Here is a 21,376-nt window from a genome sequence, read left to right on the forward strand (position 1 = left end):
TGCGCGGTCCAGTGGAGAAGTGGGCACAGCCTACGCAGCGCTGCGCCGGGCCACTTGACCTGGGTCAAGCCGGGCCGATCAATGCGCCGCCGGCAATCCGAGCAGTTCAGACAGCCCCAGCCACCCGATCTGCACGCCGATGCACAGGATCACGAAGGCCAGCAGGCGCAGCATCACCTGCATGCCGGTGCGGCCGAGCAGCGCCTGCAACCGGCCGGCATAGCGCATGCACAGGTAGATCAGCGCGCACAGCGCCACCAGGGCGCTTGCGGCAGCGACCACGTGCACCACCTCCGGGCCCTGCTCGGGCGAGGTCGTACCTACGGCGGTCGCTACCGCGATCGCGCCGGGACCCACCGTGAGCGGCAGGGTGAACGGATAGAAGGTCTGCGATTCGACCGTGGCGTCGAGGTCCAGGTCCTGGCGCGCTTCGGCCTGGGCCGCACCGGTCAGCGAGACACGCTCCGGGTGGGCGGGGGCATTGAGCAGCCGCCATCCCGTTGCGGCAATCACCAGGCCACCGGCCAGGCGCAGCACCGGGATCGAGATGCCGAAAAAGGACAGCACCCAGGCCCCGATGCTGATCGACACCGCCAGCATCACCAGGCTGTTGAACGCCACCGCCCGCGCAACGCGGTTGCGTTGCGCGGGCGTGGCATCGGGGAGCAGGCCCAGCACCATCAGTGCCGCACCCGGTGGATTTATCACCGGGAGCAGGCTGGTGAAGATCACCAGGAACGCATGGCTGAAGTCATTCCACATGGGCCCACCTTATCAGTAGCCCCACCACGGCTGGCAATGCAGGTGGCCGTAAGGGCCCCGCCAGCAACGGCCGCCGGGGTACGGACGCGGTCCGCCGCCCCAGCCCCACGGGCGCGGGCCGTACATGGCCGGGCCGTACCACCAGTCGATGAACACGCTGGCGTGTTGAGCAGCATCGCCACTCCGAGGGAAAGCCGCTTCATTTGAAAACTCCGGAAAGGGTAGGGGCGAAGGCGCGGGAGACGGGGAGAGGGTTCGTCCCCCGCTGCCATCGCGGAGAGGACGTTACGGGGCACGTCCCCACCCGCACTTGATGCAGGTCAAGCGCGGCGCATGTTGCGCCGATGCCGCCACACCACGCGCCAGGCTGCGGCGGACAGTGCCAGCAGGGCCGCGCCGAACAGCAGGAGCGGCGCATGGCCGTGCTCGTTGAATGCCATCAGCCCCAGCGTCAGCAGGCTGGTGGCCGTGAGCGAGATCGCCACGGTGCGTGCCGGTGCATGGTCGCTGGCCTCGGCGGCGGACATCGGCGTGGGCGCGTAGGCCGCCATGCGTGCCTGCACGCGCTGCCATTGCGGCGCCGGGCCGCGTGCGAGCAGGTGCGACGCGGTAAGAATGAGCGTGGGCAGCACCGCGCCCACCAGCACATCGGTCAGCCGCGGATTGGCCTGTATCCACTGCGCGGGAACGGTGTGGGCAACCGCCCCGGCATTCGCGCCGAAGCGCACCAGCACCCCGGCGATGAAGCTCGCTGCGGCGGTGACGAACACCGTTGCGGTGCCGATCCGGCCACTCAGCAGGCCCCAGATCGTGGGCGCCATCAGCGGGCCGAACAGCATGCCGGTCAGGGTGAGCACGATTTTTTCGGCGCCGCCCATCCGTGGCACGCACAGGGCAACGGCGATCAACGCCGCACCGATCAACAGGGCGAACAGGCGCCCTGCGCCGACCAGGCGAGGTTCGCTCGCCGCCGGGCGCCGGCGCCGGTAGAACTGTTCGGTGAGCACGCCGGCAAACACATTGATCTGCCCGCTGATCGCACTGGCCGTGGCCGAGAACATCGCGGCCATCATCAGGCCCAGCATGCCGGCCGGCAGCACGTGCTGGCTGGCCAGGATGTAGGCCTGTTCCGGATCCGCGCCCGATTGCAGCATGCGATACAGGATCGGCGGGGTCAGCCACAGCGTCGGGCTGACCAGGTACAGCGCACCGAACAGCCACGCGCTGCGGCGCGCGTCGGTGTCGGTGGGCACGCAGATGTAGCGCTGGGCGAACGCCCATTCGGCGCCGACCAGGAAGAAGTGAACCGCCACCCAGCCGGCCATGAACCACAGCGTGTACTGGCTGGAGAAAGGTTGGAAGAAGGTCGCCGGCACCGGCGCCAGCAGCACTCCGCTGCGCACCTGCAGCCACAGCAGCGGAATCACGAACAGCACCGCCAGCTGCAGCACGATGAACTGCAGCACGTCGGTCATCAGCACTGCCCACAGTCCGCCAGTGACCGTGTACGCCACGACCACCGCGCCGAATACGCCGATGGTGAGCGCCAGCGACAGATGCCCGGTGGCGTCATCGCGCAGCAGGTGGCCCGGCTCCAGCGGCACCAGTGCCACCAGCATCACCGACAGCGCATACAGCGCCACCCCGGTGGACACGATGCGCATGGCCATCATCGCCCAGGTGTAGAGCTGCACGGCCTGCGGGCCGAAGCGCAGCTGCACGAATTCGGCCGGCGTGGTCACCCCGGTGCGGCGCCAGCGGGCTGCCACGAACGTGCCTACCAGCAGGCCTGAAATGCCGATGCAGGTGTTGATGGCAATGGCGACCACGCCCTCGCGATAGGCCAGCCCGCCCCAGACCACGAAGGTACCTGCGGACTTGAGCGTCATGAATCCGCTCAGCCCCGACACCCACCATGGCGAGCGGGCACCGGCGGCGAACATGTCGCGCGAGCGGCGGTTGCGGCCCGCATAACGCAGACCGATCGCGAGCGTCCCGATCAGGTAGGCGGCCAGCACCACGAAGTCGATCGACGCCATGGTCAGAAGTTCATGCGCAGGCTGATACCGGCACGTCGTCGGAAATCCGCCGGCAGTTGCTGCGCATAGGCGTTGGCACCCCCGGCCGTGCTGACCGGCATGACGTTGGCCGCGTAGCGCGTGTCGGCCACGTTCTGGACATGCATGCCCAGCTCCAGCCGGCCGTCGGCGAAGATTAGTCCCGCAGAGAGGTCGGCGATGCCATACGCGCGCTGGGTCAGCCGTGGGTTCTGGCTGATGTCGAACACCACCGCGTCCTGCCAGCGGCAATCCGCCTGCACGAATACGTCCATGGTGCCGGTCAGCGGCGCGTCAAGGCGCGCCCCCAGGACAGCGCGCCACCGTGGCGCATTCATGAAGGGCTTGCCGTCCAGGTCCTGCACCGTCGCTCCGCCATCGCCGATCGGCAGGCAGCCCTGCGCAGCGCTTTGCCCGGTGTAGCAGGGGCCGTTGGGGACGTCGTCGAAGCGTGCGTCCAGCCAGGTCACCCCGCCGTTGACGCTGAACCATGCATGCGGACGGGCGACGAACTCAAGCTCCACGCCGTCGATGGCCACGCCGCCGGCGCTGGTCAGCACGAACAGACCCGACGCGGCGCTGTAGGTCTGTGCCTGGTAGTCGTCGATGCGGGTACGGAAGCCGGTCAGGTTCAGCATCAGCGTGTTGTCGAACAAGGTGCTCTTGAGTCCGGCTTCTACCAGTTCAGACGTCTCGGCCGGGGCAGGCAGCTGCGCGAACTGCGCGGCAGTCAGGCCCAGCGTGGCGGCCAGGCCTTCGCCCTTGTAGCCGGTGCCCCAGCCCAGGTATCCGGTGATGACCGGGGTGAACGCATAGCTGGCACTCAGCCGGCCAATGCTGGCGCTGTCACGGTAGCGGCCGCTGACCGGACCGAACGCCGGCAGCGTGGCGGGTCGGTCGGCGCCATTGAATCGCGCGTCGAGTGGCCGTACGAAGCGCAGCCGCTGGCGCTCGTCCAACAGCCGCAGGCCGGCGGTCAGGGTGAGCTGCTCACGTGGACGCCAATTGGCCTGGCCGAACAGTGCAGCATTGCGACTGTCCACGTCGGACCAACCGGCCAGCACGGCCTGGTCGCCGGGCACGCGCGGTACCACGGTGCCGTCCAATGCAATGCCGGTGGTCGCGCCAAGGTTGAGCCCGCGCCGGTCAAGCGTGTTCTGCACCGCGCCATCGAAGTAGTACGCGCCCAGCAGATAGTCGAACGCGGTATCGGTCGGCGATGCCAGCCGCAGTTCCTGGGTGAAGGTGCGGCTGGATTCGACGTTGAAATTGCGCGTGACCAGCCGGGCCTGGGTGTCGTCCAGGTCCACGTCGCTGTCGTTGTCGAAGCGGCGCCAGCCGGTGATGCTGGTCAACGCATGCCGGCCCAGCGCAATGCGCGCGGTCACCGCTGCGCCGACGTTTTCCTGCCTCACGAACGGTGGCACGTCATTGTTGACCTGGTCGTTGTCGCGGTCGACTGCGGTACCGGTCGGCACAGCGCCCGGAACGGTGCTGGCCTGGATCAGGGGCAGCGCGCAGCAGTCGGCGTCGAGTCGACCGAAGTCCGCGCTGAGGGTGACATCCGAACGCTGGTCCTGCGAGCGCCACTGCAGCTTGCCGCGCACGCCACGGGCGCGCTGGTCGTTGAGCACGCGTCCATCCCGCAGGTTGCGGACATCGCCGTCGCGACCGCGCTGGAACGCGGCCAGCCGGTAGGCCAGCTGGTCGCCGAGCGGGCCGGACACCGCGCCTTCCACGCGGTGCTCGTGGTCCTGCCCGAGCAGTACCGACGCCGCCCCGCTTTGGCGTTCGAAATCGGGTGCGCGGGTGATCACATGGATGACCCCGGCCGAAGCGTTCTTGCCGAACAACGTTCCCTGCGGCCCGCGCAGTACTTCCACCCGTTCCACGTCGAGCAGGTCGCTGAACGCCGCACCCGGACGTTGCATCACCACGCCATCCACGACGGTGGCGATGCTGGGCTCCACCCCGGTGGAGAACACATCGGTGCCCACCCCGCGGATGCGGATGGCGTTGTTGCGCAGCTCGTTACCCGCCGAAAAGGTCACGCTCGGCACCAGGGCCTGCAGGCGGCTGATATCGTTCGCCTGGCGTCGTTGCAGGGCCTGGCCGTCCACGACCGACACCGCCAGCGCGATGCGTTGGACGTTTTCTTCGCGGTGCTGTGCGGTGACCGTGATGCGGTCCAGTTCAGTCACGGTGGCAGGTGCGGCGCGGACCGGCTCGTCCCGCGCAAAGACCACCCCTGCCGGCTGCGCCAGCACGGTGAACATGGCCATCTCCAGCGACCGCCATGGCATGCGGCGTTTTCCGTGGAAAGAAGAGCGGGTTCATTCTGTAACGTGCCCCGGGTCGCCGCCCATACGTATTCAGCAGGTTTTGATCAGTAAAACTACTGCCTGTTCAGCTTGGCTCTCCGCATTGCAAGGGTTTGCGCGGGCCTGCACCAACTTGCGGAACGCTGTTCTGGATCTTAGGATCAGGTCCGTCGGCCCCGGCCCCGGAAGCGATCATGGCGCGAACCAGGCAACCCGCAACCCGCGACAACCTCGCCGAGGCCGTCGACGATGGCGATCCGCGTTTCGCCATTCCCGGCGCGCAGGCCCTGTCCAAGGGCCTGAGCCTGCTGACCCTGATCGCGGATGCGCCGCACCCGCTGCCGTTCGGCGAGCTGTGCCGCTATTCCGGGTTGCCCAAAAGCACGCTGCACCGGATCCTGCAGACCCTGATCGAATACCGTCTGGTCCGTGTCGACGAGGCCAGCCAGACCTACCGCCTGGGCACGCGATTGTTCGAAATGGCGCACCGGGTGTGGAGCGATTTCGACCTGCGCAGTGCGGCCGAACCCGAACTGCTGCGGCTGCGCGAACTGGCCCAGGAAACCACGCGGCTGGGCGTGCTGGAAGGCCGCGACATCCTGATCATCGACCAGCGCGACCACGTCCAGGCGATGCGCCTGGCCAACGGCGTGGGCAGCCGCCTGCCGGCGATGGCCACCTCGATCGGCAAGGCGATGATGTCGCATCGGCCGCCGGAGGAACTGCAGCGTTATCTCAGCGCTGCGCCACTGAGCGCGCTGACGCCGCATTCGATCCTCGACCTGGCTGAGCTGCAGCGCGAGATGGACCTGATCAAGGCGCGCGGGTATGCGGTGTCGGTGGAAGAGTCGGCACTCGGTGTGAGCGGCGTGGCCGCGCCGATCCTGGATCATCGTGGCGAAGCCATCGGCGCGGTCAGCATCAGTGGCCCGTCGTTCCGGTTACCGCTGGAACGCCTGCATGCGCTTGGCCGCGATGTGATCGAAGCGGCGCGGCGGATTGCCGGCAACGTGGGGGAAACCTTCATGTCGATCAGTACCTCGGTCACCCCCAGCCATGCCGTTGACCAGGACGTTCGCTGCGTGATCCCGCACAGCGCCTTCCTGGCCGAGAGTCCGCACTGGCTCGGCGACGGGCGTTCGCTGCTGTGGGTGGATATCCTCGCGCCATCGGTGAACGTCTCCAACCTGGCCACCGGCGATACCCGTACCACCCCGCTGGGCGAACTCGTCGGCGTGGTGGTGCCGCGCATCTCGGGCGGCTACATCGCCGCGACCCAGAGCGGCTTTCGCGTGCTGGACCTGCCGGGCGGCGACATGCAGCCGATTGCCGCGCCGCTGCACATGAGCGGGCGGCGCTTCAACGACGGGAAGTGCGATGCGCTCGGTCGGTTATGGGCGGGCACCCTGGCGATCGACGCCGCGCCGGAACGTGGTGCCCTGTACCGGCTCGATACCAACGGCGTGCTCGACGAGATCGAAAGCGGCTTCCACATCTGCAACGGGCTGGGCTGGAGTCCGGACAACACGCGTTTCTACCTGGCCGATTCCGGGCGCCGCACGGTGTATGTGTACGACTACGCGCTGGACACCGGCAGCGTGTCGAACAAGCGGGTGTTCGCCACCTTCGCCGACTCGGAGGGCATGCCCGATGGCCTGGCGGTCGATGCGCAGGGCCATGTGTGGTGCGCGATGTGGGATGGCTGGGCGATCAAGCGACTGGCCCCGGACGGTACCGTGGTAAGGAGCATCGACCTGCCGGTACCGCGCCCGACCAACCTGGCCTTTGGCGGCGCGCAGCGCAGGACGCTGTACATCACCACGGCGCGGATCCGGCTGTCGGCGACCCAGCTTGCCGCGGCGCCATTGTCCGGCAGCCTGCTGGCACTGGATGTGGACGTGTCCGGCGCGCCGGTCGGCGGCTACGGCGGCTGACATGGCCCGGTACCCTTCGCTTGCCGGCAGGGTGGTGGTGGTCAGCGGGGGCGCGTCGGGTATCGGCGCGGCCATCGTGGAAGCGTTCGCGCTGCAGGGAAGCGCGGTGTGTTTCGTGGACATCGATGGCGAGGCGGCGCGACGCACGGTTGCCGCCCTGGTGGCGCGGGGCGTGGCGCCACCCGCGCACGCAATCTGCGACCTGCGTGATATCGAGGCATCGCTTGCGGCGGTGCAGGGGTTGCTTGCCGGGCGCACCCCGCATGCCCTGATCAACAATGCCGGCAACGACCAGGCCCAACCGCTGGGCGAGGTCAGCCCGGCCGATTGGGACGACCGCGTAGCGGTCAACCTGCGCCACCAGTTCTTCCTGGCCCAGGCCCTGTCCGCGTCGATGCGCGCGGCCGGGCAGGGCGCCATCGTCAATCTCGGCTCGGTGGCGTGGCGGATCGGGGTGGCCGGGGTGCCGGTCTACTGCACCCTGAAATCAGCGGTGGAAGGCCTGACCCGAAGCCTTGCCCGGGAGCTCGGCGGCGATGGGGTGCGGGTGAATGCGATCGCCCCTGGATGGGTGCTGACCGGGCGCCAGCTGGCCAAGGCGGCCGCGGACCCCGGCAAAGCCGCGCGTTACCTGGAGCGGCAGTGCCTGAAGACCCATCTGCGCCCGGTGGACATCGCCGAGATGGCGTTGTGGCTGTGCGCCGACGAAAGCGCGATGTGCACCGGGCAGACCTTCACCGTGGACGGTGGCGTGGCCTGAGCGGGCACCAGCCGGCGGAACGGCCGCTGTGGCACTGAATATGCGTTGACTTGATCTGGGTCATGCGGGCTGCCTGCAGCCATGGCTACCGTGCCCATGTTCCCGCCCCGTCAACGAGACCGGCATGCCCACGCCTCGCCAACCCCCGATGCACACGCCCGGCCTTGACGAGGACATGTGCGTGCACATCTTCACCACCTCGGCCGCGATGATCGGGGTGTGCATGACCGTGGTCGGAGTGCTGCATGTAGTGAGCGTGCTGCGCAAGGTCGACACCTTCGGCGACGACCTGTTGTGCATCAACTCGCTGATCTACCTGGCCTCCTGCCTGACCGCCTACTGGGCGCTGCGTACCCGTCGCCGCAAGCGCAACCGGGTACTCGAATGGGCGGCCGACTGGCTGTTCCTGATCGGGTTGGTCCTGAGCACGATAGCCACCGCATTCATCACCTGGGCCGTCGCCGGCACCTGACGCCCCAGCGCCCTGCACCCGCCACCCTACAGGTACCGTCATGGACGCCCCGACTGCTGCAGCACCTTTCCGCCATCCGCACCGCCTGCACGACTTCTATGCCCTGGCCCTGCTGGCCGCACTGCTGTGGACCGGCGCCACGGTGGCGCAGGCGCCGGCCGAACGCAGCGCGCCGGGCGCACCCCTGCAGGCCCCGGTGGAGATCCGCTACGGCGCCGACGGCATCAGCAAAGGCACGCTGCGCGCGGCGATGTCGCCGGTGTCGGTGGGAGGACAGCCCTACCGTGCGCTGGTGTTCAACGGCAGTTATGACGCGCCGCTGATCCGCACCCGCCCCGGCGGCACCATCGCGGTGACCCTGGACAACCAGATGGATGAAAAGACCAACCTGCATTTCCACGGCATGACCGTGACCCCGCTGGATTCGGGCGACAGCATCTTCCGCGAGGTGGGGCCGCACCAGCAGGGGCTGTACCGTTTCAAGCTGCCGCCCGACCACAGCCCGGGCGCGTACTGGTACCACAGCCACTTCCACGGTGGCGCCCAGCGCCAGGTCGAATCGGGCATCGCCGGCCCGATCCTGGTCGACGGCATCCTGGACCCGTTCCCGGAACTGAAGGGGATCCAGGAGCGTGTGCTGGTCCTGCGCAACTTCCAGAAGACCAGCACCGGCAAACTGGCCAGCGCGATCGTGACCAGCGCGCCGTCCATCCGCACGGTCAACGGCCAGGCCGATCCGGTGATCGACATCCGCCCGGGCGAAACCCAGCTCTGGCACCTGCTCAACATATCCGCCAACCAGTACTTCCGCGTCCGCATCAATGGCCAGGACGTGCAGATCCTCTCGCGCGACGGCAACACCGTGACGAAAAAAGTGATGACCGATGAGCTGCTGATCGGGCCGTCGGCGCGCTTCAGCGTGCTGGTGGTGGGGCCGGCGATCGGCGACCATCCGGTCGAACTGGCCTTCGGCAACACCGGTGCGGCCGGAGACCAGTACAAGGGCGCCCGCATTGCCACGCTGCGCTCGGCGGGCGCGCCGGTGCCGACCCGCGCCATCAGCAGCGCCTACCCGGCGGCGCAGGACCTGCGCAACGTGGCAGTCGCCAACGTCCGCCAGTTCGCGTTCCAGGACTCGCCCACCGACGGCGACGCCTTCATGATCAACGGCGAGCGCTTCGACCCGCGCCGGGTCAACACCACGGTCAAGCTGGGCGATGTCGAGGAGTGGCGGCTGTACAACCCCTCGCAGGAGCTGCACCAGTTCCACATCCACCAGACCGATTTCCAGGTCGTGGCGATCAACGACAAGCCGGTGCCGTTCAGCGGCTACCGCGACACCGTGTTCATTCCCACGCGCGGCTCGATCACCCTGCGCATCCCGTTCCGCGATCCGGTCATGCTCGGAAAGTTCGTCTACCACTGCCACATCCTCGAACACGAGGATGGCGGGATGATGCAGGTGGTACAGGTGGTGCGGCCGGAAGACTACGAGCAGGCAGTGAAGCTGGCACCGCTGGGCGGCATCTACGGCGACAACCAGACCTGCAGCTACCTGCAGAACACCGGCCGTGAGTTCGTGCTGCCCACCAATGTGCAGCTGCCCGCGGAGGCGCGCTGATGAACGCCGTCAACCGAACGATGCTGCTGCTGGGCGTGAGTGCAGCGCTGGGACTGGCATCCAGCGAGGCACGCGCCGACAAGGGCTATTATCCGAACCTGGGCATGGACTACAGCGCAGTGCTGCAGTACGACTACAGCCACGCCCTGGATGCATCCGCACCGCGAACCACCACCGATTTCTACCCGGACATCCAGAGCAGCTTCTATGTCCGCTTCAGCCCGAACGACCAGCTGCGGTTGTCGACCGAATTGAATCCCATCAATCCACCGGACGCCGGCGAAAAGCGCACCTTCGGCGACGTCGGCCTGGTCATCAACGAGCTGAACTACTACAAGCTGACCCAGCACACCCAGCTGCAGGTGGGCAAACTGCAGGTGCCGTTCGGGCGCGCGATGGATGCGGCGCCGGGGCTGTACACCAATGATTTCGTATCGACCTATGACCTGGGCGGCATGCTGGGCGCGACCTATGCATACCGCTGGTTCGGGCAGAGGGTGGGCATGGTGCAGGGCGGGCTGAACCTGTACACCGCCGACACCACCGAACTCAGCCGGCCGTTCCTGCGCAGTGGCGGGCGCGCGCAGCGCTCGGACGGCGGCCCGGCCAACACCGGCAAGCTGGACTCGTACGCGCTCACCGTGAATTGGAATTCGATCCCTGCGCTGCCGTTCCTGGAACTGGAGGCCGGCTACATGCGTAACCGCGCGGGCGTGGCCCAGCCCGACACAGGTCCGGCCGACGACGAGGTGATCCGCATCGTGTCGGCGCGCTATATCTGGGCCCCGGCCTCCAGCGCCGACCTCGACACCACGTTGCGCGGGCGCTACCTGGACGTCGTGCCGCTGGTGGAATACGCCGATGTGCAGAATGAGGATGCGGTGGCAGGCAACGATACCCGCTACCTCACCACGTCGGTGACGGTCGATTACGGTCGCTGGGTATTCGGCGCCACCCGCACCGACAAGCGGCGCCCGTGGGCGCCTGGCGCGGGCCGGCACGATTACCTCAACGAGCTGAGCATGGGCTATCGCGTCACCGGGCAGCTGACGATGGCGTTGTCGGTTGGCAGCCAGGCACAGGCGGGGCAGGATTCCAACCTGGTCGGCTTCGCGCTGACCTATGAAGGAGCACATTGAGATGCTGCGTGTACGCGGGCGCGTGAGGTTGCCGGTGCTGTCGTTGTCCTTGCTGCTGTTGGCAGCGCAGCCGGTGTGGGCGCAGGGCCCGGATCGAATCGGTGGTCCGTTCAGCCTCACTGACCAGGATGGGCGCGCGGTAAGCGACCGCACCTTCCACGGAAAGCCGGTGCTGCTGTATTTCGGCTTCACCAGCTGCCCGGACGTGTGCCCCACGGACCTGGCACGCGTGCAGCACATTGCCACGCGGGTACGCAAGGCGGGCGGCCCGGCGATCACGCCGATCTTCGTCAGCATCGATCCGGCACGGGACACGCCGGCGAAGATGAAAAGCTATGTCTCGGTCTTTGGCCCGGACATGGTCGGGCTCACCGGCACGCCCAGGCAGATCGCGGCGGTGACCGACGCCTACCACGTGTACTACAAGAAGGTGCCCTACGGTACGCAGGGCCAGTACATGATGGACCACTCCACGTTCGTGTTCCTGCTCGACCGCACGGGTCGCTACGTGGATCATTTCGGTCGCACCGCCGATGAGGCGAAGGTGGCCCGCCAGATCGCAGGCGAACTCGCAGCGCAGAAATCGCCGTAGCGCCACGCCTTGCGTGGCTGTCCTGCACCGGTCGCATGCCTGGGTCCGGCGCAAACGGCAACGCGGCCCGGAGGCCGCGCTGCTGGGGGTGATGCCTAGCGGACCGGCTCAGGGCCGACCGTTGTTGTTGGCCACGTTCGCAGCCTGTCGCAGTTCCTGGTCGGCCTGGATCAGCAGTTGGCGTGCGCGTCCTGCATGCCCACCGAGGCGGGCGTCATTGTCCTGCTGGGCCTGCCCGACCAGCTGGTAGGCGGCCACGATGTGTTCCTGCGCGGCACGCAGATTGCCGTGTTCATTGCCGATGTTCACCACCGGCTCTTCGGCTTGGGCGATAACGGCCAGGGCAAGGGCGCCGAACAGGGCGAAGGGGGCGAGACGGGTCATGCGGTTCATTCGAAATGCTCCGATAAGTGGGTTGCCGTGATCCGCAATGGCGCGGACGGTGGGCATACGGTATCGGCGCCGTCGGCACCGCCACTTGATGTGGATCAAGCGTAGAGAGATTGATCATGAATGCGATAAACCAGTAGTTTTACTGGCTTTTTCATATTGCGGAACGGTGTTCCAATATCTAATATGGAACCGTGATCCATATGTTGGATTACGTGCACCGCCGACCCCTGCGGTGCCACTCCCGGCCAGCAGGCCGATCCGGCCGACCGGCAACACGCCTCCACGACGGCCCGCCTCATCGCTTTTGTTCTGCGCATCAGACAGGGGAAAGGCGGCAGGCATATCCAGTCCTGCCAGTGCCCGCATCCGGGCGATGTTCCAGTGCTGGAGTTACATGTCATGGGTACGAGTTATGGTGCGCCGTCGGCGCGCTGCCGGCAGTGCGACTCCTGTCCGTTGGGAGCGGATTGTTTTCCCGGTTCCCTGGAGGCAGGCAGCCTGCACGAACTCGATGGCCTCATCGAGTACACCGCCCCGGTCCACGCCGGCAGCTTCCTGTTCCGCCAGGGCGATCCATTCCAGTACATCGCGGTGATCCGCCTGGGCACGGTCAAGACCTATTCGATCGACCGCGAAGGACGCGAGCAGACCCTGGGCTTCCACATGCCGGGCGATATCCTCGGGCTCAGTGCGATCGACGAGGAGCGCCATCCCTGCAACGCCGTGGCGTTGGATACGGTCACCACCTGTCGCCTGCCATTCCGCGTTGCTGCGTCGCTGTCGGCGCGCATGCCGCAACTGCAGGCCAAACTGTTCCGGCTGCTCAGCCGCGATATCGCACGCGCCACCCAGTTGTCGTGCAACAACAGCGCCGATGAGCGCCTCGCCGCGTTCCTGATCGGGATGGCCGACCGCATGGCGGCCCGCGGCTATTCGGCCAGCCGATGGCAGCTGACGATGTCGCGCATGGATATCGCAAGCTACCTGCGGCTGGCGCCGGAAACGCTCAGCCGACTGTTGCGCCGGTTCCAGGCCGAAGGCCTGGTCACCGTCGACGGCCGCGAAGTGGAAGTGCGCGGCCGCGAACGCCTGCTGGAGATGGCGTCGGTCGAAACGGACATGGACCACGCGCTCAGGGTCGCGGCATAGCGGTTGCCCGGCGCTCAGGGTCGCCAGAACCCAGCCCGCAGTTCGGCCAGGGTCAGGTTGTTGTCGTGGTTGGCGTCCAGCGACTGGAAGCGCATGTCGGTCACGCGGCTGACTTCTTCTTCGGTCAGCTCGCCGTCGCCGTTGAGGTCGGCCACGCGGATGCGGTCGGCCGCGCTGAGCTGGCCGTCGCGGTCCGGACCGAGCACCGACTGGATGTCCTCGACCCCCACCCGGTAGTTGTGGTCGACATCGAGCAGGCGGAACAGGGCCGCGCCATCGTATTCGTCCTCGCTGACCTGGCCGTCGCCGTTCTTGTCCAAGGCAGTAAAACGCTGTTCGGCGGTGTCGCCGGGCGTCTGCGCCTGGCAGGTGGCGGCTGCGCCCAAGCCGAGCAGCAGGGCACAGGCAAGCACGGGAATGGACTGGTTCACGGAAACTCCGCAGGGCGGCCAGGGAGGTTCCAGTGTCCGCCGCACCGGCGCGCGCGGCTACGGCAATAGATGCGCCGGGCGCCAGTATTTCTACTGGCGCCCCGGCACCCTCATTCGAATCGCCAACGCACGCCCACGTAAACACCGCGACCATCGCCGGGGGTCGAGCGCGCCACGTCGCGGCCGGCGTCGTCATAGCCGGGCGTCACCGTCGCGGCGTAATGGCGGTCGCCGATGTTGCGCAGCTCGGCCCAGGCCTGCCAGCGACCGCTCGGGGCATCGAAGCCCACGCGCGTGCCGAAGATCAGATGGCTGTCGGCGCGGAAGCTGTTGGCGTAGTCCACGAACATCGCCGAGGCGTACTCGGTGTTGAGTGCCGCGTAGAAGCCACCGGGGTGGTCGAAACGCAGTTCGCCCTGGTAATAGTGGCGCGGCAACCCCGGCAGGCGATTGCGGCCGAAGCGGTCGTCATGGCGGTATCGGAAGTCGCTGAAGGTATACGCCTGGCGCAGCGAGAGCCGACCTTCGCTGCCCTGCCAGAGGGCGCTGTCCAGTCCTGCCTCGATGCCACGGTGCACGGTGGGGCTGGCGTTGTTCTCGGCCACGAACAGGTTCGGCACCGGCACCACTTCCACGCTGAGCAGTTCATGCCGCACCTGCGCGTAGTAGCCGGTCAGTTCCCAGGCGCCCAGCGCACTGTCGCCACGCGCGCCGAGCTCCAGCGTGGTGGCGGTCTGGTTCCGCAGGTCCACCGGCGCGCGCTGGCGGCCGCTGCTGGCGCCGTTGCCGGGGGCGAAGTAGCGGTTCGAGCCCCAGATCATCGACCACGGATGCGCCGGCTCCACCGAGCGGCTCAGGTTGCCGAACCACTGCGTGGCCGCCGTCTGCTGCCAGGTGAACCCCAGCCGCGGCGCGTAATCCCACTCACTGCCCGACAGCCGCTCCGGCGTCGACGGCCAGGTCACCTGCACGTCCTTGCGCGTGTTGATCAGCGCCAGCCCGGCCTGCAGGCGCAGGGTATCGCTGAGTGCCAGGTCGTTGCCGAGGTGCAGTGAGGCGTTGGTGCCGTGGTGGGAGAAATCGCGGGTATGCGTGCCGGCCGGGAAGCCGTTGCTGGGGTAGCGCAGGGTTTCGCGTACGTCCGCATCCAGGTCATGGGTGACCCGCAGCCCGAGTGTGGTCGCGCTGTCGCGGCCGAACAGGGTGTGCTGGCGGCGGTAATCGAGCGTCGCGTTGAGGTTGGTGTAGTCGAGCTGCTGGCGGTACAGGCTCTCGTTCAAGTCCATCGGGTAGTGGTGGTACACCAGCCCGGCCTGCAGCGACGACGCATCGTCGATCTGCAGCGTGGTCATGTTGCCCAACCACGTGCTGCCCGGCTGCGGCCGGCGCGCGTCGATGGCCAGGTTGGCAGGATTGGCCGTGCGCGGATCATTGCGGATCTGCGCGCGGGTCAGCCTCCCGGGGGTTTCGTGGTTGGTTTCGCGGTAGCGCAGGAAGAAGCGGGTTTCCAGCTGGGGGCTGATCTGCCAGCCGACGTTGGCCATCGCGCCCTTGCCGTCGCCGGCGGCATGCTGCTGGTAGCCGTCGTACTCGGTGTCGGTGTAGTTGAGGTAATAGTCGACCGCGCCGGACACGCCGCCATAGCCCACGCTGCGCTTCTGGTAGCCGCGGCTGCCGGCTTCGTATTGCAGTTCCAGCCCGGCGGCATCGCGCCCGCTGCGACTGACGTAGTTGATCGCACCGCCCAGCGCGAGCGCACCGCGTTCGAAGCCATTGGCACCGCGCAGGACTTCGGCCCGGCCCAGCCACAGTGGCTCCAGCAGTTCATAGGGCGTACCGCCCGGGCCGGTGAGCGGCAGGCCGTCGAGCGAAACCGAAATGCCCGACGCATGCGCGCCCGGGCCGCGATTGATGCCCGAACCGCGGATGGACACCTTGGCACCTTCGTTACCTGGCGACTGCGCGCTGATGCCAGGCTGGTAAGCCAGTACATCGGCGGTGCCGGCCAGGCGGCCATCGGCACGGGTCAGGTCGATCACATTGCCGGCGCCGGGAACGCGCTTGAGTGCGGCGCGGGCCTCCTCGGTGGCGGTGGCGGCGGTGACATTGACCGCGTCGAGGGTGGTGGGTTTGTCGGCCGGGGCGGCGTGGGCGTGGGTGGCGAGGACGGCAGAAAGCGCCAGGGTCAACGCGGACAGGGCAGGGCGGTGCAGCGACAGGAGGAGGGGCATGCGTCTGGGATCAATGCGGGACAGGGCAGACGGTCGCGAGGCGGATGCCTGTAAACCGAGCAGTGGCCGCGAAAGTTAACAGGTTGCCCGCATCCCGTCACCCGCCGGCCGCGTATGGCGACGCGTTGACCGGTAGCGCCGGCCGTTGGCCGGCCCAGACGGTGCGTGGGCCGGCCAACGGCCGGCGCTACCCGGTTCACGGTGATCGTGGATGGATCAGCGAAGAATCCCGGGCAGGTCCAACCCCTTCTCCTTCGCGCATTCAATCGCGATCTCATACCCCGCATCCGCATGCCGCATCACGCCGGTGGCCGGGTCGTTCCACAGCACGCGCGCGATGCGCTTGGCCGCGGCCTCGGTGCCGTCGCAGACGATCACCATGCCGGCGTGCTGCGAGAAGCCCATGCCCACGCCGCCGCCGTGGTGCAGCGACACCCAGGTCGCGCCGCTGGCGGTGTTGAGCAGGGCGTTGAGCAGCGGCCAGTCCGAGACCGCATCGGAGCCGTCGGCCATCGCTTCGGTTTCGCGGTTGGGCGAGGCGACGCTGCCGCTGTCCAGATGGTCGCGGCCGATCACCACCGGCGCCTTGAGTTCGCCGTTGGCGACCATCTCATTGAACGCCAGCCCAAGCCGGTCGCGGTCGCCCAGGCCCACCCAGCAGATGCGCGCCGGCAGGCCCTGGAACTTGATCTTCTCGGCCGCCATGTCGAGCCAGCGGTGCAGGTGCGGGTTGTCCGGAATCAGTTCCTTGACCTTGGCATCGGTCTTGGCGATGTCCTCTGGATCACCGCTCAGCGCGGCCCAGCGGAACGGGCCGATGCCGCGGCAGAACAGCGGGCGGATATACGCCGGCACGAACCCGGGGAAATCGAACGCATCCTCGACGCCTTCTTCCAGCGCCATCTGGCGCAGGTTGTTGCCGTAATCCACGGTCGGCACGCCCAGCACGTGGAAGGCCAGCATGGCGCGGACGTGGTTGGCCATCGATTCGCGCGCGGCCTTCTCCACCACCTTCGGCGCGGTCACGCGCTGCTCGTCCCACTGTTCCACCGTCCATTCCTGCGGCAGGTAGCCGTTGACCGGGTCGTGCGCGGAGGTCTGGTCAGTCAGCAGGTCCGGCTTGACCCCGCGCAGCAGCAGTTCTTCCAGCACGTCGGCGACATTGCCGAGCAGGCCCACCGACAGCGGCTTCTTCGCCGTGCACGATTCCTCGATCAGGCGCAGCGCTTCATCCAGGTTGTCGGTCCAGGTGTCCAGGTAGCCGGTGCGCAGGCGCATCTCGATGCTGCTCTTGCGGCATTCCACCGCCAGGCACGAGGCACCGGCCATCACCGCGGCCAGCGGCTGCGCGCCGCCCATGCCACCGAGGCCACCGGTGAACAGCCACCTGCCAGCCAGGCTGCCGTTGTAGTGCTGGCGGCCCATTTCCACGAAGGTTTCGTACGTGCCCTGCACGATGCCCTGGGCGCCGATGTAGATCCAGCTGCCGGCGGTCATCTGGCCGTACATGGCCAGGCCCTTCTTATCCAGCTCGTTGAAGTGGTCCCAGTTCGCCCAGCGCGGCACCAGGTTGGAATTGGCGATCAGTACGCGCGGCGCATCGGCGTGGGTGCGGAACACGCCCACCGGCTTGCCCGACTGCACCAGCAGGGTCTGGTCGTCTTCCAGCCGGGTGAGCGTCTCGATGATCGCGTCGTAGCTTTCCCAGTCACGCGCGGCGCGGCCGATGCCGCCGTACACCACCAGTTCCTGCGGGCGCTCGGCCACGTCGGGGTGCAGGTTGTTCATCAGCATGCGCAGCGGTGCTTCGGTCAGCCAGCTCTTGGCGGTGAGCGTGCTGCCGGTGGGGGCGATGATGGTGCGGGTGGAATCGTGACGGCTCATGCAGCACTCCGGGAGTTCGCGAATTCAAGGCAGGCGGTGAGCACCTGCTGCAGCGTGTGGCGCAGCGGCGCAGCGTGGTCGGGGTCGAGCGGGGTGGGCCAGCTGTGCACGTCCACCTGTTCGGGTTCGTGCATGTAGCCGCGGCAGGCGAGCTCCATCTGCAGGCTGTGCACGCCGCCGGCGATGTCGCTGTAATGGCGGGTGATCCAGCCACCCTTGAAGCGGCCGTTGCGCACATGCGACAGGCCGCTGATCCGGCACAGGTTTTCGACTACGTCGCTGAGCGCGTTGTCGCAGGAGGTATCCGGCGCGCCGGAGGGACCGGCAGTGCCCAGGTTGAACTGCGGCAGCTCCCCATCGAACAGGTGTGGGATGTGCGAGCGGATCGAATGCGCGTCGTATACCACCACGGTGCCGTGGCGCTGGCGCAGGCGCGCGATCTGCGCGCCCAGCGCCGCGTGATAGGGCGCAAAATACGTATCGCGGCGCTGGGCGATGTCGGCGTCATCCGGCTCCCGGCCAGGGTGGTACAGCGGCTGGTTGTCGAACGTGGTCAGCGGGCACAGCCCGGTGGTGTTCTGCCCGGGATACAGCGAGACGCCGCTGGGGTCGCGGTTGAGGTCGATCACCGACCGCGAGATCGCCGAACGCACCGTGGTCGCCCCGAGGCGCTGGGCGAAGTCATACAGCTCATGCACCCACCAGTCGGCATCGCGGCGGGCCAGCCACGGCGACACGAAATCGCCGGCCAGCGCATCGGGCAGTTCGGTGCCGGTGTGCGGGATGCTGACGATCAGCGGCGCATCACCTTCATGCACCTGCAGCCAGTCCGGCTGGGCGGTCATGCCAGCGGCTCCACCTGCGGCAGGATGTCGGCCAGCCCTTCGGCCAGCGCGCCGCTGCGCACCAGCGCGGTGGCGGCCAGCATGTCCGGGTGGAAGTAGCGGTCATCCTGCAGGGTCGGCACCTGCGCACGCAGGCGCTGGCGCACTGCTTCCAGCGCATCGCTGGAGCGCAGGCCACCGTGGAAGTCGCACCCCTGCGCGGCGGCCAGCAGCTCGATGCCTACCACGTTGGCCGCGTTCTCGGCCATCTGCAGCAGGCGGCGTGCGCCATGCGCGGCCATCGAGACGTGGTCTTCCTGGTTGGCCGAGGTGGGAATCGAATCCACGCTGGCCGGGTAGGCGCGCTGCTTGTTTTCCGAAACCAGCGCGGCGGCGGTCACCTGCGGAATCATGAAACCGGAATTCAGGCCCGGCTTCGGGGTGAGGAACGCGGGCAGGCCCGACAGCGCCGGGTCGACCAGCATCGCGGTGCGGCGTTCACTGATCGAACCGATCTCGCACACCGCCATCGCCAGCATGTCGGCGGCGAACGCCACCGGTTCTGCGTGGAAATTGCCGCCGGACAGCGCTTCGTTGGTATCGGTGAACACCAGCGGGTTGTCGGACACGCCATTGGCCTCGATCGACAGCGTGGTGGCGGCCTGGCGCATCACATCAAACGCCGCGCCCATCACCTGCGGCTGGCAGCGAAGGCAGTACGGGTCCTGCACGCGCACGTCGTTGTCGCGATGCGATTCACGGATCGCCGAGCCCTGCATCAACCTGCGCAGTGCCGCAGCGGTGGCGATCTGGCCACGCTGGCCGCGGATCTGGTGGATGCGCGGATCGAACGGGGTGTCCGAGCCCTTGGCCGCTTCCACCGAAAGCGCACCGGTGACCAGCGCGGCCTGGAACACGGTGGTGATCTCGAACAGCCCGGCCAGCGCATAGGCGGTGGAGTACTGGGTGCCGTTGAGCAGGGCCAGGCCTTCCTTGGCGCCCAGGACCAGCGGCGCCAGGCCGAAGCGCGCCAACGCATCGGCGGCCGGCAGGCGCTCGTCGCCGACGAAGGCCTCGCCTACGCCGATCATTACGCTGGCCAGGTGCGACAACGGCGCCAGGTCGCCCGAGGCGCCCACCGAGCCTTGGCACGGAATCACCGGCACCAGGTCGTGCTGCAGGAAGGCTTCCAGCAAGGCGAGCGTTTCCGGGCGGATGCCCGAGGCGCCCTGGGCCAGGCTGGTCAGCTTCAGCGCCATCATCAGGCGCACCACCGGCGCGGGCATCGGCTCACCGACGCCGGCGGCGTGCGACAGCACGATATTGCGCTGCAGGGTTTCCAGGTCGTCGCGTTCGATGCGCACGCTGGCCAGCTTGCCGAAGCCGGTGTTGATGCCGTATACCGGCTCGCCCTTGGCCACGATGTCGGCCACGGTCTGCGCGCTGCGGCGCACCGCCTCGGCCGACGCGGGGTCCAGGCGCACGCGGGCACCGTCGAAGATCGCGCGCCAGTGCGCCAGCGTCACCGCGCCGGGCTGCAGGGTCAGGGTCGTACTCATGGAATCTCCAGGCATCTCTGTGTTCAGACGGATACGCCGCGCATCACACGCGCGTGCAGGGGGTTGAAGCCGATGCGGTAGACAAGGTCGGCAGGCGCCTCGATGTCCCACACGGCCAGGTTGCAGTCCAGCCCGACCGCCAGGCGGCCGATCCGCGCCTGTCGGCCCAGCGCACGCGCCGCTTCACGGGTGAAGCCGGCAATGCACTCGTCCACGGTCATGCGGAACAGTGTCGCGGCCATGTTCATGGCCAGCAGCGGGCTGGTCAGCGGCGAGGTGCCGGGGTTGCTGTCGGTGGCCAGTGCCAGCGGTACGCCGGCCGCGCGCAGCGCGTCGATCGGGGGCAGGGTGGTGTCGCGGGTGAAATAGAACGCGCCCGGCAGCAGCACCGCCACGGTGCCGGCGGCACGCATCGCGGCAATGCCGTCTGCATCGAGGTGTTCGATGTGGTCGGCCGAAAGTGCGCCATGCCGCGCAGCCAACGCAGCGCCGTGCTGGTTGCTGAGCTGTTCGGCGTGGATCTTCACCGCCAGTCCATGCGCCTGCGCGGCCACGAACACCTGCTCGGCCTGCGCGGTGCTGAAGGCGATGTTTTCGCAGAACACATCCACCGCTTCGGCCAGGTCCTGCGCGGCTACCGACGGAATCATCACGTTGCACACCTCATCGATGTACTCCTGCGCCTGCCGCCCCGGCGGCACCGCGTGTGCACCCAGGAAGGTGGGCACCACCTCGACCGCGCGCTGCCGCGACAGCTCGCGGGCCACGCGCAGCTGCTTGGTTTCATCGTCAAGCGAGAGGCCGTAGCCGGATTTGATTTCCACCGTGGTGAGGCCCTCGGCCAGCATCGCATCCAGCCGCGGCAGGCTGGCCGCCAGCAACTGCGCTTCGCTGGCGGCACGGGTGGCGCGCACGGTGGAGACGATGCCGCCGCCGGCGCGGGCGATGTCGGCATAGCTCACGCCCTGCAGGCGCTGTTCGAATTCATTGGCGCGGTTGCCGGCGTACACCAGGTGGGTGTGGCAGTCGACCAGCCCCGGGCTGATCCAGCGCCCGGCGCAGTCCACGCGGCGGTTCGGCTGCAGGTGCGCTTCGGACCCGGCCGGGCCGACGTGCACGATGCGGCCGTCGTGGGCGGCGATCACCCCGTCGCGGATCACGCCAAGGCCAGGGCCGTCGACGGTGATCAGGTTGGCGTTGGTCCAGAGGGTGTCACAGTGCATGGCAGCAACCACGGCGGCTTATAT

General features: G+C 67.9%; 17 protein-coding genes. 7 read left to right on the top strand and 10 right to left on the bottom strand.

What is annotated here, in order from left to right; genetic code table 11:
- Positions 1-78 precede the first annotated feature (78 nt).
- From FSZ13_RS17345 to FSZ13_RS17355, 3 genes are all read right to left on the bottom strand, one after another.
- Positions 79-762, bottom strand: coding sequence for a MarC family protein (locus FSZ13_RS17345; RefSeq protein WP_145481677.1), 684 nt, complete (start codon positions 760-762; stop codon positions 79-81).
- A 320-nt stretch (positions 763-1,082) separates the two neighbouring features.
- Positions 1,083-2,801, bottom strand: coding sequence for a sodium:solute symporter family transporter (locus tag FSZ13_RS17350; protein ID WP_145481678.1), 1,719 nt, complete (start codon positions 2,799-2,801; stop codon positions 1,083-1,085).
- Positions 2,802-2,803: 2 nt separating this feature from the next.
- The gene (locus FSZ13_RS17355; protein WP_145481679.1) at positions 2,804-5,122 is read right to left on the bottom strand and encodes a TonB-dependent receptor; all 2,319 of its coding nucleotides are present in this window, start codon (positions 5,120-5,122) and stop codon (positions 2,804-2,806) included.
- Positions 5,123-5,334: 212 nt separating this feature from the next.
- Here FSZ13_RS17355 and FSZ13_RS17360 point away from each other — a divergent pair, with 212 nt between their 5' ends.
- From FSZ13_RS17360 to FSZ13_RS17385, 6 genes are all read left to right on the top strand, one after another.
- Positions 5,335-7,074, top strand: a complete 1,740-nt coding sequence (locus FSZ13_RS17360; protein WP_145481680.1) for an SMP-30/gluconolactonase/LRE family protein — start codon at positions 5,335-5,337, stop codon at positions 7,072-7,074.
- Between the two features lies 1 nt (position 7,075).
- On the top strand, positions 7,076-7,834 hold the full coding sequence (locus FSZ13_RS17365; protein ID WP_145481681.1) for an SDR family NAD(P)-dependent oxidoreductase: 759 nt from the start codon (positions 7,076-7,078) through the stop codon (positions 7,832-7,834).
- A gap of 124 nt (positions 7,835-7,958) precedes the next feature.
- Positions 7,959-8,306 (top strand): hypothetical protein, encoded by a 348-nt coding sequence (locus FSZ13_RS17370; RefSeq protein WP_260844233.1) that lies wholly within the window; start codon positions 7,959-7,961, stop codon positions 8,304-8,306.
- Positions 8,307-8,346: 40 nt separating this feature from the next.
- Positions 8,347-9,927 (top strand): multicopper oxidase family protein, encoded by a 1,581-nt coding sequence (locus tag FSZ13_RS17375; protein ID WP_145481682.1) that lies wholly within the window; start codon positions 8,347-8,349, stop codon positions 9,925-9,927.
- Positions 9,927-11,066: a hypothetical protein gene (locus tag FSZ13_RS17380; protein WP_145481683.1), complete on the top strand. Its 1,140-nt coding sequence runs from the start codon at positions 9,927-9,929 to the stop codon at positions 11,064-11,066. The genes FSZ13_RS17375 and FSZ13_RS17380 overlap by 1 nt, the downstream gene beginning before the upstream one ends.
- 1 nt (position 11,067) lies before the next feature.
- Positions 11,068-11,658: an SCO family protein gene (locus FSZ13_RS17385; RefSeq protein WP_145481684.1), complete on the top strand. Its 591-nt coding sequence runs from the start codon at positions 11,068-11,070 to the stop codon at positions 11,656-11,658.
- Between the two features lie 108 nt (positions 11,659-11,766).
- On the opposite strand, the gene FSZ13_RS17390 is transcribed toward FSZ13_RS17385, so the two are convergent.
- Positions 11,767-12,042, bottom strand: coding sequence for a hypothetical protein (locus tag FSZ13_RS17390; RefSeq protein ID WP_145481685.1), 276 nt, complete (start codon positions 12,040-12,042; stop codon positions 11,767-11,769).
- 408 nt (positions 12,043-12,450) lie between these two features.
- Here FSZ13_RS17390 and FSZ13_RS17395 point away from each other — a divergent pair, with 408 nt between their 5' ends.
- Positions 12,451-13,200 carry a cyclic nucleotide-binding domain-containing protein gene (locus tag FSZ13_RS17395; protein ID WP_145481686.1) on the top strand — a complete coding sequence of 250 codons (750 nt, stop codon included), beginning with the start codon at positions 12,451-12,453 and terminating at the stop codon, positions 13,198-13,200.
- 14 nt (positions 13,201-13,214) lie between these two features.
- Here the strand turns inward: FSZ13_RS17395 and FSZ13_RS17400 are convergent, their stop codons facing one another.
- The 6 genes from FSZ13_RS17400 to hutI form a co-directional block, all read right to left on the bottom strand.
- Entirely contained in the window at positions 13,215-13,631 is a 417-nt protein-coding gene (locus FSZ13_RS17400) for an EF-hand domain-containing protein (RefSeq protein ID WP_186308979.1), read from the bottom strand.
- Positions 13,632-13,741: 110 nt separating this feature from the next.
- Complete coding sequence (locus tag FSZ13_RS17405) at positions 13,742-15,862, bottom strand: TonB-dependent receptor family protein (RefSeq protein WP_145481688.1); 2,121 nt, start codon at positions 15,860-15,862, stop codon at positions 13,742-13,744.
- Positions 15,863-16,078: 216 nt separating this feature from the next.
- A complete protein-coding gene (hutU, locus tag FSZ13_RS17410) occupies positions 16,079-17,746 on the bottom strand; it encodes a urocanate hydratase (protein WP_145481689.1) in 1,668 nt (555 codons plus the stop codon).
- Positions 17,743-18,591, bottom strand: coding sequence for an N-formylglutamate deformylase (hutG, locus tag FSZ13_RS17415; RefSeq protein WP_145481690.1), 849 nt, complete (start codon positions 18,589-18,591; stop codon positions 17,743-17,745). The genes hutU and hutG overlap by 4 nt, the downstream gene beginning before the upstream one ends.
- The gene (gene hutH / locus FSZ13_RS17420; protein WP_145481691.1) at positions 18,588-20,129 is read right to left on the bottom strand and encodes a histidine ammonia-lyase; all 1,542 of its coding nucleotides are present in this window, start codon (positions 20,127-20,129) and stop codon (positions 18,588-18,590) included. The genes hutG and hutH overlap by 4 nt, the downstream gene beginning before the upstream one ends.
- 23 nt (positions 20,130-20,152) lie before the next feature.
- Positions 20,153-21,352: an imidazolonepropionase gene (gene hutI / locus FSZ13_RS17425; protein ID WP_145481692.1), complete on the bottom strand. Its 1,200-nt coding sequence runs from the start codon at positions 21,350-21,352 to the stop codon at positions 20,153-20,155.
- Positions 21,353-21,376: the final 24 nt, after the last annotated feature.

Origin of the sequence: Stenotrophomonas rhizophila, assembly GCF_007667275.1 — a bacterium.
Classification (GTDB): domain Bacteria; phylum Pseudomonadota; class Gammaproteobacteria; order Xanthomonadales; family Xanthomonadaceae; genus Stenotrophomonas; species Stenotrophomonas maltophilia_AE.

Coding starts and splice junctions, on each gene's coding strand:
- FSZ13_RS17380 (WP_145481683.1), top strand. CDS start 9,927: ATGAACGCCGTCAACCGAACGATGCTGCTGCTGGGCGTGAGTGCAGCG.
- FSZ13_RS17370 (WP_260844233.1), top strand. CDS start 7,959: ATGCCCACGCCTCGCCAACCCCCGATGCACACGCCCGGCCTTGACGAG.
- hutI (WP_145481692.1), bottom strand. CDS start 21,352: ATGCACTGTGACACCCTCTGGACCAACGCCAACCTGATCACCGTCGAC.
- FSZ13_RS17365 (WP_145481681.1), top strand. CDS start 7,076: ATGGCCCGGTACCCTTCGCTTGCCGGCAGGGTGGTGGTGGTCAGCGGG.
- FSZ13_RS17350 (WP_145481678.1), bottom strand. CDS start 2,801: ATGGCGTCGATCGACTTCGTGGTGCTGGCCGCCTACCTGATCGGGACG.
- hutH (WP_145481691.1), bottom strand. CDS start 20,129: ATGAGTACGACCCTGACCCTGCAGCCCGGCGCGGTGACGCTGGCGCAC.
- hutG (WP_145481690.1), bottom strand. CDS start 18,591: ATGACCGCCCAGCCGGACTGGCTGCAGGTGCATGAAGGTGATGCGCCG.
- FSZ13_RS17360 (WP_145481680.1), top strand. CDS start 5,335: ATGGCGCGAACCAGGCAACCCGCAACCCGCGACAACCTCGCCGAGGCC.
- FSZ13_RS17395 (WP_145481686.1), top strand. CDS start 12,451: ATGGGTACGAGTTATGGTGCGCCGTCGGCGCGCTGCCGGCAGTGCGAC.
- FSZ13_RS17345 (WP_145481677.1), bottom strand. CDS start 762: ATGTGGAATGACTTCAGCCATGCGTTCCTGGTGATCTTCACCAGCCTG.
- FSZ13_RS17385 (WP_145481684.1), top strand. CDS start 11,068: ATGCTGCGTGTACGCGGGCGCGTGAGGTTGCCGGTGCTGTCGTTGTCC.
- FSZ13_RS17375 (WP_145481682.1), top strand. CDS start 8,347: ATGGACGCCCCGACTGCTGCAGCACCTTTCCGCCATCCGCACCGCCTG.
- FSZ13_RS17390 (WP_145481685.1), bottom strand. CDS start 12,042: ATGACCCGTCTCGCCCCCTTCGCCCTGTTCGGCGCCCTTGCCCTGGCC.
- FSZ13_RS17405 (WP_145481688.1), bottom strand. CDS start 15,862: ATGCCCCTCCTCCTGTCGCTGCACCGCCCTGCCCTGTCCGCGTTGACC.
- FSZ13_RS17355 (WP_145481679.1), bottom strand. CDS start 5,122: ATGCCATGGCGGTCGCTGGAGATGGCCATGTTCACCGTGCTGGCGCAG.
- hutU (WP_145481689.1), bottom strand. CDS start 17,746: ATGAGCCGTCACGATTCCACCCGCACCATCATCGCCCCCACCGGCAGC.